Below are 13,633 nucleotides of genomic sequence, written 5' to 3'. Positions count from 1 at the left end.
CCGGCCGTGCGATCCCCTGCCGGAACGGCTGACCGGCCCCACCGGCGCGCCACGGCGCGGGCGTACGGGGGGGAGCCACCTCGCACCCGCTGTCCGACCAGGCGTTCACCACCGCGCAGGACCACCCGGTCCTCGGCGGCCGACAGCTCGTCCACCAGCTCGGCCGAGAACGTGTCCGTCTCGATGAGCCGCGCGCCGAACTGCGGGTACTCCGCCTGCACCACGGCCACGAAACCCGCGTACAACCCGGCGGACTCCGCGCCCTCCCGGACCACGACCACCAGTCCCGCCGAGGGGTTCTCGTCCAGGCAGCGGCAGATCAGCTCCGTCAGTTCCACCAGGCCCGCCCATCCCCGCTCGGGCGCGACGAAGACCACGGTGTCCGCCCCGCCGAGGTCCTCCGGACCGAGCGCGTCCGGCAGCACCTCCGCCGTCGCGCCCGCCCGCCCCCGGACGACGACACGACCGGCCGGACCCGCAGGATTCGCCGCACCGGCCGGACCTGCGGAACCCGCCGCGTTCCCCGCACCGGCCGGATCGTTCCCCTCGTGATGAGGAGCCCGCCGCGCACGGGGCTCGAAGACCATCCGGTACACGTGGCGGCCGATGTCGTCCCGCTCCCCGCCGCCGCCCGGTACCTCGGCCAGCACCACTCCCGTCAGCCGGCCCACCGGCTCACGGTCGTCGCCGAACACCGCGAGGTCGAAACCGTCCCGGTCCGCCGCACGTGCCGCGTGCACCCACAACCGCCGCGCACCGGTCGCGGTCATCGCCGCGCAGTCCACGGCGACCGGCACCGACGGCCCCTCGCCCAGGGCGAGAGCGGCTTGCAGAACGCCGTCCCACAGCACCGGATGGAGCGCCCCCGCCATGTCCCCGGACCGGCTCCCGGGCGGCAGCTCCAGCCGGATCAGGGCCTCGTCCCCGGCGAGGTGCCCGCCGGTCACCGACCGGAACGCGGCACCGTACGGAAGGTTCCGCCGCGCACAGTCCCGGTAGAAGCCGTCCGCGTCCAGCTCCTTCCCGTCGAGCAGGTGGTCCGGGAACGCACCGAGGGGCACCGGGGCACCCCAGGACGCCACCGCGCGGAAATGCCGCGTCCATCCGCCCCCGCCGTCCTCCTCGCCCCCGGTGCGCGAGGCGACGGACACCACACCGGCCGGGCCCGCCCCCGGACGCCAGGTCACCGCGAGCCTCGACGGTTCCTCACCGACCGCCAGCGCCGTCGGCAGAGCGATGTCGCGCAGCACGAGCGGGCCGTCTCCACGCCCGCGCAACGAGTGCTGCGCCAGGGCGAGATGACCGCCCGCCGGGAAGACGGCCGTGTCGTGCACCCGGTGATCGGCCAGCCACGGGTGCGCCCCGACGGACACCTCGACGGAGTCCTCCCACACCCCCGCCGCCGTCGACGGCGCCGGCGACACCGCCAGCCGGCCGCCCGTACCCGTCGCCGCCCCGCCGCGCCGGGGCGCGACCCAGTGGCGCTCGCGGCGGAACGGGTACGGCGGAACGGGCACCGGCGGACGCCGCGGCGGACGCGGACCCAGGGCGTCCAGACCGGAGACGTACGCCTCGCCGAAGGCCCGGTACAGATCCCGGTGCGTGCCCTCGCCGCGGCGCAACGTGCCCAGCACGACGGGTGGTTCGCCGCGTTCCTCACCGATCTGGCGCAGCGCGGTGCCCAGGCCGGGATGCGGACTGACCTCGACCAGATGCGTCACCCCGTCGTCCAGCAACAGCCCCACCGCCTCGGCGAAGCGCACCCGGCCGCGCAGGTTCGCCGCCCAGTACCCGGCGTCCATCTCCGAGCCGTCGAGCCGCCGCAGATCCACCGTGGACAACAGGGGAGTGTGCCCGCCGCGCGGGGCCACCGGTGCCAGCGCCTCCCGGATCGCCGGCACGATGGCGTCGATCTGCGGGCTGTGCGACCCGTAGTCGACGTCCACCAGACGGCAGAACACGTCATCGGCCCCGAGTATCTCCTGGAGCAGCAGCACCGAGTCCTCGTCACCGGACAGCACACAGGACCGCGGCCCGTTGTGCACGGCCAGCTCGACCAGCCCCTCGAAGCCCTCCAGCGCCTTCGCCGCACGCTCCGGACCGAGGTCGACGGCCAGCATCCGGCCGCGCCCGGCGACCCGGCGGAGGATCGCACTGCGCCTGCTCACCACCAGGGCGGCGTCCTCCAGCGACAGCGCCCCGGCCACCGCCGCGGCCGCGATCTCGCCCTGGCTGTGGCCCACCACCACGTCCGGTGTCACACCCGCGTTCGCCCACGCCGCCGCGAGAGACACCGACATGGCCCACGACGTGGGCTGCACCTGCTCCACCCCGGACGGCACCACCCGGCCCGTGACGAGGTCGCGCACATCCCACGGGACGTGCCGCGACAGGGCCCGGGCACACCGGTCCATGGCGTCGGTGAAGGCTGCGTCGTGCCCGTACAGGCCCGCGCCCATGCCCGTCCACTGCGCGCCCTGCCCGGGAAGGAGCAGGGCGACCCCGCCGACCTCCCGGGCCCGTCCGGACACCGTCCCGGCCGGCTCGGGGCCGATCAGCGCCCGCCGCTCCGGGAAGTGGTCCCGGTGCCAGGCCAGGGTCCGCGCCACCTCCCGGGCGCAGGCTCCCTTGTGGATCAACTCCCGTATGTCCGTGGCGCGTTGCTCCAACGCCTCGGCGGAGTGCGCGCTCAGCGGCAGCAGGAACGGTGCGCCGGAGCCGGAGGAGTCGGGGGCGCGGCCGGACCCGGGCCCGGAGGAGCCGGGGGCGGGGTCGGGCGACGGTTCGGGGGTTCCGGGCGGCCCGGTCAGGACGACGTGCGCGTTCGTCCCGCCCCAGCCGAACGAGTTGACACCGATGTGGCTGCCCGGCACCAGAGCGAGGGGCTCCCGGGCGACGGCCAGGTTCAGCCCGTCGAAGTCGATGTCCCGACTGAGCTCCTCGGCGTGCAGACTCGGTGGGACGACACCGTGCTCCAGGGCCAGTACCGACTTGACGACCCCGGCCAGCCCCGCCGCCGGTTCGAGGTGGCCGATGTTGGTCTTCACCGAGCCGATGTACAGCCGGCGCCCGTCCACGGCCCGGCCCAGCACCTCGCCGAGCGCCCCGGCCTCGGCGGTGTCGCCGCGCACGGTCCCGGTGCCGTGCGCCTCGACGTACGCGAGCCTCTGCACCGGCACGGTGCCCGCCCCGTACACCCGCCGCAGCAGATCCCGCTGGGCGGCCGGGTTCGGGGTGACGAGGCTGTCCCCGCCGCCGTCGTTGTTCACGGCACTGGCGACCACCACCGCGCGCACCCGGTCGCCGTCGCGCAACGCGTTGCGCAGGGGCTTGAGATACACGACGACGACACCCTCGCCGCGCACGAACCCGTCCGCCCCGGCGCCGAAGGCATGGCAGCGCCCGGTGGGCGAGAGCCCGCCGAAGTGCGTGAGCCCCACCGTCACCTCGGGTGTCAGCATCAGATTCGCCCCGCCCACCAGCGCCGCGTCGACCTCGCCGTGACGCAGCGCCTGGCACGCCTGGTGCAGGGCGACCAGGGACGACGAACAACTGCTCTCGATGGTCAGGCTGGGCCCGGTCAGGCCGAGCACGTAGGAGATCCGGGACGAGACGATGTCGAGCGAGTTGCCGACGATGCTGTGCTGCGTGGCCCCCGCGCCCGCGTCCTTGCGCAGCAGCTCGTAGTCGTGCCACAGCCCTCCGACGTACACCCCGGTGCGCGATCCGCGCAGCGAGCCGGCCGCCTCACCGGCGTCCTCCAGAGCCCGCCAGACGGTCTCCAGCATCAACCGCTGTTGCGGGTCGAGGACTTCGGCCTCACGGGGCGAGATGCCGAAGAACTCCGCGTCGAACAGGTCGACGCCGTCGATGAACCCCCCGACCGACTGGATCTCGCGCGTCGGGTCGAGCACGTCCCCGGCGTCCCACCGCTCCGGCGGCACCGGTCCGATGGCGTCACCGCCGTCGATCAGCAGCTCCCACAGAGCGTCCGTGTCCGGCGCCTGCGGGAACCGTCCCGCCATGCCGACGATCGCGACCAGGTCAGACTCCACGCCGTGCAACAGCCCTCCCCAAGTGGCCCTGCCGCCCCAACGGCCCCCCATACTGATCCGCCCCACCGCTCTTGTCGACCCCCGCGCCCGAGCGCACCGACGAGCCCGGCCGGACCGGCCTCGCCCCGCCCGGACCCCACGGCGTGCTCATCTCCGTCGTGGCCACCACCGCCACGGCCGGCCCGGCCGCCGGACCTCGCGGACACGCATGCCGAACCGCACCTGGACGAAGAACCGACGCCCCTCCAGGCGCAGTTGATCCATATGAACGACGCCCGTCGGCGGACACCCGGAGATGTCGACATCGGTGAGCGCCAGGCGCGCGGCGTCCACACCGTCGAGGGAGAGCATGCGCACGGCCGGAGAGAGACCGGAGAGGAGGCTCTCGTCCACCTCGCCGCCCCCGTGCAAGGAGAAAGGCGTGCGATGGGCCGCGATCCTCAAGGTTTCGTCGATGACGGCTTCGGTGAGGTCCACCCCGGCACTCCGCAGCCTCATGGTGGCCGCGGAGGACCAATGGGTCCCGTTGCAGACGACCTGTCGCGCGGACACGTCGATCGTGACCGGTCCCTCGAACGACGCGGACGACAGCGACAGCTTCTTCGCGCAGACGAACGGCCCCAGCCTGGACCCGGACCCCCGCCGGAAGACGGCACGACTGAACGCCGCGACATCGTGGAAGGCCGCATTCTCGAAGTCGGCCGTGTCCTCGAACACGGCCTGGGCGAAGCTGCCGTGAGCGTGGAAGGCGGCGGACCCGAAGGAGGCACCGCCGTCGAAACGTGCCCGGCCGAAGTCGGCCATGCCGTCGAAGGTCGCCGAGCGGAACCAGGCGGCGCGCGTGAAAGCGACCGAATCGAAGCGGGCGCCACTGCTGAAGACGGCCGACTCGAAGTCGGCCACACTGCTGAAGGCCGCCGAATCGAAATGGGCCGGGCCGTCGAAGGCCGCGGAATCGAAGCGGGCCTCGCGCGCGAAGGTGGCCGACCGGAAACCGACGCCGCTGCCGAAGACGACCGAACCGAACCGGGCGAAGCGCTGGAAGGCGGTCGAGCGGAACCGGACGTCGCGCGCGAAGACGGCCGAGCCGAAGCGGGCGTCGCGTTTGAACGTGGCCGAGCCGAAGAAGGCTTCGTCATGGAAGGCGGCCGAGTCGAAGAGAGCGTCCCCGTGGAACACGGCCGAGTCGAAGCGGACGACACCCTTGAACGTGGCGGCCCTGAAGTCGGCGCGGCCGACCCTCACAGACCGCAGGCGGCGGACCGTCACGACGAGCGGGGCGAGGAGCCGGTTCAGCAGGTCCTCGTCCAGCACGGTGCCCCGGTGGTCGAGGTCGCTCCCCGGCCCGAGACCGGCGAGATGGGTTTCGAGCTGTTCGTCCGTGAGATGCGCCAGGCACGCGGTGTACGGGTCGACACTGCGGCCCCGGCAGCCGAACGGACCACCGGCTGACGGGTCGGTTCCCGCGCCGCAGTAGGGCCAGGCGGGTTCGGCGAGGGCTGCGTCCATGCCCTGATGGACACGCGGCACCGCCCGGGGGTTGCACCGGCCCTCCGGGCACACCGGCGACGGCCCGGGCGCGGCGGTGGCCCGGAACCACGAGCGACGGCTGCCCGTGGCGGAGGTGCCCGCCTGGTGCGCCATGGTTCTGTTCGTCCGCTGGTTCCTGTACAGCCGGTTCGCGCGCGTCCGGGGCCGCCACGGCAGCCCCCTCACGGCGCGGAGCACCATCCGATGAACGACGACCGGCCCGTGAAGACGGGCGAAGCGAAAAATGAAGAAGGAGAACACGTGACACGACGGCGGAAGATCTGGGCGGCCGGGGCGGCGGCCGTGCTGGCGCTCGCGGGCGGAGCACTGGTCTGGGGCATCGGCAGGGGGACCGGGCCGGGCGACGCCCTCGCCGACCGCTGCGGAGGTTCATTGGCCGTCGACGAGGCCAGGAAGTTCTTCGACGGGGCCGAGTTGGACATGTCGGGGCACGTGGCGGAGTGGGTGGGGCACCGGACCGAGTGGTGCTCGGTGCGGGCCCGCGGCGACGAGAAGAGTCCCGAACTCAGGGTGCAGATCAGACCCGCCGCCGCACACCGGTCGAGCGGCGCCGCAGAGCAGCCCGGCGCCGCCCCGATAGGACACGGCTGGAACGGTTCCTTCATCGTCCGGGGTGGCCCCGAAGCCGCCGTGCTCGTCGACTGCGCACCCTTGGCGGGGCAGGGCCTGCTCGTGCTCACGAGGGCGCCGGAGTTCGGCCGCGAGTTCTCCGCGGCTCAGGTGACCCAGGTGGCCCGCCTCGCCACCGAGACCGCCCGGCGGGCCGCCGAACGCTTCGGTTGCGAAGGGGAATTGGGCGAACGCCCCACGACCGTGGACCGCCCCACCGGCACCACGCGTCCGGTCGCCGAAGCGACCGGCACCTGCCGCGGCGCGGTGTCCCGGGACGTCGCCGAGGCCCTGCGGGCCACGGCCGTCCGGGAAGGCGAGGCGGGCCGCACGCTGACCGAGGAGTGTGTGGTCGAACGGGGCGAGCACGGCGACCTGGTCCTGACCGCGTACTACGGCCCCTCCTCCGAGCAGGAGAGGTACCTCGACCGTCGCTACCCCGGCAGTGTCACGGGCTCACGGACCCGGTCCCACCCGTGCCCGGGCGCGCTCGGCACCGGGTACTTCAAACTCACCCCGCCCAAGGGGGAGGACGGCGAGCCGACCTCGGTGGACGAAGCGACCTCCGAGGCCATGACGGATGTCCTGGCGGCGTTCGCGAGCGCCTCCGGGGCCCGGCACGGCTGCCAGGTCTCCTGACCAGGCGGTCAGCGAGTGACGATGCGTCAGCGTGTCGTCGGCCGCGCCGTACGTGCGCGGCGGGCGGCCCGGTACGCCTCGACCGGATCGGCGGAGCATCCGGCGGCCGGCCGCCACTCCCCGCCGAACGAGGTGAAGGGGAACCAGCGGCCGTCCGGCCCCGGGCGGAGCTGGACACCGGCGGTCGTGTCGGTGAGGGCGCCGTCGACGACGTCGATGCCGCCGAGGGACAGGGCCCGGGACGCGCGGACGGCGTCCCGGGCCCGTTCCAGGACGGCGTCCGGGACCGGGGCCGGGGCCAGGGCGGCATGGGCCCCGGCCGGTCCGCCGTGCCGATATCCGATCATCGACGTGCGCAGCGCGGCCTCGTCGCGGCCGGTGGCGCGGACGGCGTCCGGGATCCGGTGCACACCGTCGGGCGTGGCCAGGACCCGCACCACGTCGGCGAGTTCGTCGTGCGGCCGGCCCGCCGCCCCGGTCCCGGCCAGCAGGGCGCGGGCGCGGTCGGCGGCGTCCTCGGTCATCCACGCCAGTTCCCGCGCCGGGGGACAAGGGGCGGGCGGGTCGTCGAGGGTGTCGGTGAGCGGGTCGACGGAGTCCGGACCGCCCCCGGCCCCGGTCTCCGCCCAGGCCCCGGCCCCGTTCCTCTCCTCCGTCCCGGGCCTTTGTGGCGGGCGGTGCGTCCAGAGCGAGTACGCCTGGTCGGCGCGGACGGTGCCGTGCGCGTCGGCGGGCAGGGCGCCGGGAACGGTGTCGGTCACGCGAGCGCGGAGGAGCGCGGCGAGATCCCGGGTACGCATGCCCCGGGCGGTGAGCAGCAGGGAGGCGCCCCCGGCGAGGCGTTCGGCCACGGCGTGGCCGACGGCCGCACTGTGGTCGCACACGCGGCCGGCACGCCCGGGCGGGCAGGTGCACGAGAAGCGGATCTCGTCGGCTCCTGGGACGACGGAGACCCCGCCGACGCGGGAGCCCGCAGCCTCGTCCCCGCCCCCGGCGGGACCGTCGGCCGCGACCGGTACGCGTTCGGCCAGCAGGTCCGCGATCGCGGCGGACAGGCGCCCGGCCAGGAGGTCGGCGACCGCGGCGGGAACGTCCACGAGCCGGGCGGTCAGTGCGTGGCCCTGCTCCTCGGTGAGTGCGGGGAAGGAAAGGGCGGCCTTGAGAGCGGCCCTCTTCACTGTGACGGCCGCCGAGAACCGTCCGGGGGCGGCGTGGAGCTGGCCGACGGCGCCGTTGCGGTGCAGGGCGAGGCCCTTGGCGTGGGAGGCGGAGCCGTCGGTGGCCAGATGGAAGTGCCGCTTCCAGACCGTGACGAGGGGCTCCGTGCTGCGGGGGCCGGCGGAGGTGGTCATCGGGTTCCCTGGAGGGTGACGAGGGCGGCCAGTTCGGTGTCGTCGAGATCGGCGAGGGCGCTCTCGCCGGAGGTGAGGACCGCCTCGGTCAGGGCGCGTTTACGGGCGAGGAGCTCGGCGATGTGGTCCTCGACCGTGCCCTCGGTGATCAGGTGGTGGACCTGGACGGTACGGCGCTGGCCGATGCGGTACGCGCGGTCGGTGGCCTGGTCCTCGACGGCGGGGTTCCAGGGGCGGTCGTAATGGACGACGTGCTCGGCTCGGGTGAGATTGAGCCCGGTTCCCGCAGCCTTCACCGACAGGACGAACAGCGGGGCCGGGTCGGGGTCGTGCTGGAAGCGGTCGACCAGGTCCTGGCGGCGGTCGGGTGGCGTCTGCCCGTGGAGGAAGTAGACGGAGCGGTGGCCGCGGGCGCGCAGGTGGCGTTCGAGGATGCGGCCCATCCCCACGTAGCCGGTGAAGATCAGAGCGGCCTCGCCGCGGCCGGCGAGAGTGGACAACAGCTCGTCCAGCGCGGCCAGTTTGCCCGACCGCCGCACGGAGCCGGCCGGGCCGTCGGCGCCGTCGTCGAGAGGCTGCTTGAGGTAGAGGGCGGGGGCGTCGCAGATCTGCCGCAGGGCCTGGAGGAGCCCCAGGACCAGGCCGCGGCGGGCGATGCCCGTGCTGCGGGCGATCGCGTCCATGGTGTCGCGGACGGTCGCCTCGTACAGGCCGATCTGCTCGTCCGTCAGGGACACGACCCGGGTGTGGTGGACCTTGCCGGGCAGTTCGGGGGCGATGCCGGGGTCCGACTTGTGCCGACGCATCATGAACGGTCCGATCAGACGGGCGAGTTGCGCGGCGGCCGGTGACCCCACGTCCTTCTCCACGGTGGCGTAGCGGGCGCGGAAGGCGGCCCGGGAGCCGAAGAGGCCGGGGTTGGTCCAGTCGAGGACGGCCCACAGCTCCGTGAGGTTGTTCTCGACCGGAGTACCGGTGACGGCGAGCCGGGCCCGGGCGGGCAGCTCGCGCAGCGCGACGGCGGTCGCCGAGGCGGGGCTCTTGGCGTGCTGGGCCTCGTCGGCGACGACGAGCCCCCAGCGGAGGGCGGCGAGGGCGCGGGTGTCGCGGCGCAGCGTGCCGTAGGTGGTGACGACGACGCAACGGTGGTCGAGGGCCTCGGCGTCGAGGGCGCGGCCGGTGCCGTGGTAGCGCACGACGGTCGTGCCCGGGGCGAAGCGGTCGATCTCCCGCTGCCAGTTGGTCATGAGGGAGGCCGGACACACCACCAGGGTCGGCCCGGCGTCCGGGACGGTCTCGGCGCGGTGGAGGTACAGGGCGATGGTGGTCAGTGTCTTGCCCAGGCCCATGTCGTCGGCCAGCAGTGCGCCGAAGCCCATGCCCGTCGTGTGGGCCAGCCAGGTCAGGGCCCGTTGCTGGTAGTGGCGCAGCGTGGCCTTCAGCCCGGACGGCGGCGGGACGGGCCGCGGGTCCGAGGGGGCCCGGCGCAGCTTCTCGACCAGGGCGGCGAGGGTTCCGGCGGGCCGGACCCGGAGCATCTCGCCGTCGACGGCGAGCGCACCGGACAGGGCGGCGGCGAGGGCGTCCAGCGACGGCAGCGGCGCCAGAGCGCGTTCGCGGGCGCGGCGGGCGGTGTCGGGGTCGACGAGCAGCCAGCGGCCGCGCAGCCGGATCAGTGGTCGTACGGCCTCGGCCAGAGCCGTCATCTCCTCGTCGGTCAGCGGCTCGCCGTCGAGGTCGATGTGCCAGCGGCAGTCCACCAGCCTCTCCAGGGCCAGACAGCCGCCACTGCCCGCGGTCGGTGCGCTCTCGTCGTGGCCGCCGACGACGGCGGTGGAGGTGAGGGTTCCGACGAGGAAGGCGGGCCACTGGACGGTGACGCCGAGGCCGGAGAGCGGGCCGGCCGCGTGGAGATGGAGCCGGACCAGGTCGTGCGCGGACAGGGTGGTCCCATTGGGTCGCTCCTGCACGGCCAGGCCGGCGAGGGGTGGGAAGACACGGGCGGCGCGGCGCAGGACCCGGCGCACGCCGGGCAGGAGCGCGGGCGTGAGGTCCGGATGCGGCGCGTGCCCGTCCCAGACGCCGATCGCCGACACGGTCTCCTGCCCGTCCGGGGCGCCGAGGTGCAGGGTGACGGGCACCGCGGGTGCCTCCCCGGTCGCGTCGGGCTGCTTGACGCGCAGCACCAGACCGGGGACGGGGCGGGGGTCGACGGTGTCCTCGATCGCGTCGGCCCACTTCCACAACTCCGGCAACGGTCCGGCCTGCTGCTCGGGGGGCCCGCAGTAGGGGCCGGCCCCGAGGAGCACGGAGGCGCCCGGGGTACGGAGCATGCTGTCGGCGACGGCGTCCAGGAGGGCCCACACCGCCGCTTCGGGCGCGGGCACGCGGGCGGGCGTCGTACCGGCGAGGAGACAGTGGCCCTCGGGGGCCAGCCGCACGGCGACGTCGGCCGCGGCCCGGCGCAGCACGTCGGTGACCGGCCCGACGCGCCAGCAGTCCTGGCCGTCGGCGGTCAGGGCGGGGTGGACGCGTCGCCGCGCCACGCATTCCAGGCCCAGCCGGAGGGCGTGCCGCCATCCGGTCACCGACGGATGCTCCCCGTCCCGGGACGCCAGCAGGGCCGGCAGGGCGAGGCCGAGCGGGACGGCGATCCCGGTCACGGTGGCGCGGCGCGGCATGATGCCGCCCGGGCCGGCCAGGACGAGCTCGCGGGTGACCGCCCGCAACGGCGCCGCGGGGGCCTCGGTCCCGGCGAGCGGTGAGCCGTCGGACCGGAAGGCCATCCACGCGGTGTGCGCCGGATGCGTGGAGGACAGCAGGGTGAAGGCCGCGCCCCCGGTGAGGAGCCGGTCGACGAGGGCGCGTGCGTCGAACAGTTCGGGCGCGCTCGCCGCGAGGGCCCGCGGAGGTTCCTGGGCGGACGCGGACGGGACCGACGGCCCCGGCGCAACCGGTGGTGCGGGCGGAACCGGTGGTGCGGGTGGGGCCGGTGGTGCGGGCGGGACCGGTGGTGCGGGCGGAACCAGTGGTGCGGGTGGGACCGGCGGCCCGACCGGAACCCGTGGTGCGGGGGCACGTCCCGGCGCCCGCGCCGGGGGTGGCTCCGCGCCGATCGGTCCGGGCCGCGCCCCGACGTGCCCGGCGAAGGGATCCTCCAACCCGGCGAGCACGGCGACGAGACCCGCCATGGCCCGCTGACGGGCGGCCTTGCGCGTATGGGCCCGCTGGACGCTTCCGGTGACCTCGTGCCCGTCGGACGCGAACGCCGCCCGCGCCACGAAGGCCGGCTCGCTCCCGGGTTCGTGCCCTTCCCGGACCGTCGCCGAGGGCAGACGCAGCAACTGGGCGTGCAGGGAGACGACGCGGGGCGCGAGGGCGGGATCGGAGGCGATCGCGCCGAGCGCCGCCCGACGGGCCCGCGCCCACAGCTCCGTGGCCGGGGCCTCGAGTAACAGCAGCCGCAGATCGGGAACATGGGGAGACTCTTCCCCGAGCCGCCGTACGGCCTCCGCCGCGACCCGGGCGACCGTGCCACGAGGCGCGTCGGCGGCGATGGCCCCACGAAGGGCACGATGGAAGGCATCCGCGTCCAACGTCTCCGGCCCCGGCACGACCAGGGATCCGCTCGATGTCCCCGGTCCGGGTGCCTCGACGGATCCGCTCGGCGTCTTTGGTCCCGATGCCTTCACGGATCCGCTCGACGTCTCCGGCCCCGGCGCCTTTGCGGATCCGCGAGAACCGTCGTCGGCGCGGGCCGACGGGATGCCGGGTGCGGCAGGGCGGTCGCTGAGGGCGGCGGGCGCGCCGACGCGCCGCGGACGCTCGATGGACAAGAAGCACTCCCCAGAGACCCGGATGCCGTCGGAACCGCGCCATTGTGGCCCGCGCCCTCGTCGGGGCGCACAACCGTACAGATCGGTCCATCCAATGGCGACCAACCTCAAAACGGGCGCGAGTGGGCGGATGTCAGGGGCGGTTGTCGACCGCACGCCCACAGAACTCACCCTTCCGGGCTGCTGCTCGAACGGCAGTGCCCCCGCGCTCACCCCGTCCGGCCGTTGCGTCGGCGGCCCCGGCGAAGGCGGACCAGACGGTGCCGGTGACCCCGGTGGTCCCGGTCAGGGTGACGCCGAGGGTGACGGCGAAGCCCGAGCCGCTGTTGACGCCGAGCAGTCCGGGGTCGCCGAGCGGGTTGCGGGTCACTGCCTGGATCAGGACACCGGCCGCGCCGAGTGCGGCCCCGGCGACGAGCCCCGCGGCCGTGCGCGGTATCCGCACCTCCCGTACGAGGGTGACGACGTCGACCGGCCCGGTGCGGGCGAGCCCCTGGACGATCTGATGGACCGTGAGGTTCTGTGAGCCGAGCGCGACGCCGGCGGCGACGACGAGCAGCAGGACGCCGCACCCGGCCCCGGTGAACGCGAGGGGGCGGTACCGGAACCGGGAGCCGCGCGATCCGGCCGCCGGAGAGAGAGCGGTCATGGGTCAGGAGACCGAGGTGAGGGCGGGGCGGAGTTCGTCGATCAGCCAGGGCACGGCGACGGCGTTCGGGGACTGGAGCGCGGTCGCCGCCTCGATCCCGAGCGGCAGGTACCGGTCGGACTTCAGGATCCGGAGGCGGGACACGACGGGGTCCTTCTCGAACTTCTCCTTGAGCGCGCCGCTCTGGTACGTCATGAAGAGGACGTCGGCCCGGTCGAACAGGGCCGCGCGCTCGTAGCCGATGTCGACGGCGCCCGGGACGGAGCCCTTTTCGCCCAGGTTCGCGACGGCGGGCAGGGGGGTCGGGCCGAGCCGGTTCATGAACCGGGCGGTGGCGTTGGTCTCCTCGGTGACCATCACGGCGAAACCGTCACGGGCCTGGCCGTACAGATATCTCCTGCCGGCCAGACCGGGCAGCTCGGACTTGAGGTCCGCCACCGCCCGGTCCGCGGTGTCGAGGATCTTCCGTGCGCCCTTCTCGTCACCGAGGGCGCGCCCGATCCGCAGGGTCTCCTCGGTGGCGTCCGCCCCGTAGAGCTGCTTCTCGTACGTGACGACGGGCGCGACGGTGTTCAGGCGCCGGTACGTGGGCTCGTCGAGGGTGAACGCGGTGCTCGCGAGGATGAGGTCGGGTTCGAGCCCCGCTATCCGTTCCGTGTTGATCTTCATCGGGTCGAGCCAGGTCACGGACTTGCCGAGCGGCTCGGCGTAGGGGCGATCGTGACGTCCCCGGATGCCGTCCCGCACAGGCGTCCGAAATGAGTAAGGGTGACCTTACCTTACGCGTATAATTTACATGTACGGTAAGGGCATGCTCACTCCTGCGAGGCCCGGCACCGTACGGGCCCTGAACGGCTCGGTCGCGCGTCTCGCCGCCGGGGTAGGCTGCGCGGCACTCGCCGCCGGAGCCGGAACCGCGCTCCTAGGGTCTGTGTGATGTCG

6 protein-coding genes and 1 pseudogene are annotated in these 13,633 nt (G+C 74.3%); 1 reads left to right on the top strand and 6 read right to left on the bottom strand.

What is annotated here, in order from left to right; genetic code table 11:
- Positions 1-638: 638 nt before the first annotated feature.
- Together AMK22_RS41140 and AMK22_RS23435 are read right to left on the bottom strand one after the other, a co-directional pair.
- Positions 639-4,106: pseudogene (locus AMK22_RS41140) on the bottom strand (type I polyketide synthase); the annotation flags it as partial.
- A 96-nt stretch (positions 4,107-4,202) separates the two neighbouring features.
- Positions 4,203-5,564 (bottom strand): pentapeptide repeat-containing protein, encoded by a 1,362-nt coding sequence (locus AMK22_RS23435; protein WP_143203593.1) that lies wholly within the window; start codon positions 5,562-5,564, stop codon positions 4,203-4,205.
- 282 nt (positions 5,565-5,846) lie between these two features.
- On the opposite strand from AMK22_RS23435, the gene AMK22_RS23425 reads away from it, so the two are divergent.
- Positions 5,847-6,854 (top strand): hypothetical protein, encoded by a 1,008-nt coding sequence (locus AMK22_RS23425; protein WP_073788003.1) that lies wholly within the window; start codon positions 5,847-5,849, stop codon positions 6,852-6,854.
- Positions 6,855-6,880: 26 nt separating this feature from the next.
- Here AMK22_RS23425 and AMK22_RS23420 read toward each other — a convergent pair whose 3' ends face one another.
- The 4 genes from AMK22_RS23420 to AMK22_RS23405 all read right to left on the bottom strand — a co-directional run bounded on the left by AMK22_RS23420 (position 6,881) and on the right by AMK22_RS23405 (position 13,438).
- Entirely contained in the window at positions 6,881-8,206 is a 1,326-nt protein-coding gene (locus AMK22_RS23420) for a hypothetical protein (RefSeq protein ID WP_073788001.1), read from the bottom strand.
- Positions 8,203-12,042, bottom strand: coding sequence for a DEAD/DEAH box helicase (locus tag AMK22_RS23415; RefSeq protein WP_242434100.1), 3,840 nt, complete (start codon positions 12,040-12,042; stop codon positions 8,203-8,205). The genes AMK22_RS23420 and AMK22_RS23415 overlap by 4 nt, the downstream gene beginning before the upstream one ends.
- 133 nt (positions 12,043-12,175) lie before the next feature.
- Positions 12,176-12,691: an iron chelate uptake ABC transporter family permease subunit gene (locus AMK22_RS23410; protein ID WP_073787999.1), complete on the bottom strand. Its 516-nt coding sequence runs from the start codon at positions 12,689-12,691 to the stop codon at positions 12,176-12,178.
- 3 nt (positions 12,692-12,694) lie between these two features.
- Positions 12,695-13,438: an ABC transporter substrate-binding protein gene (locus AMK22_RS23405; RefSeq protein ID WP_073787997.1), complete on the bottom strand. Its 744-nt coding sequence runs from the start codon at positions 13,436-13,438 to the stop codon at positions 12,695-12,697.
- Positions 13,439-13,633 lie beyond the last annotated feature (195 nt).

Source organism: Streptomyces sp. CB01580, assembly GCF_001905795.1.
In the GTDB taxonomy this organism is placed as follows: domain Bacteria; phylum Actinomycetota; class Actinomycetes; order Streptomycetales; family Streptomycetaceae; genus Streptomyces.
The sequence above is the reverse complement of the archived record's forward strand: the minus strand, read 5'-3'. Positions and strand labels throughout refer to the sequence as shown.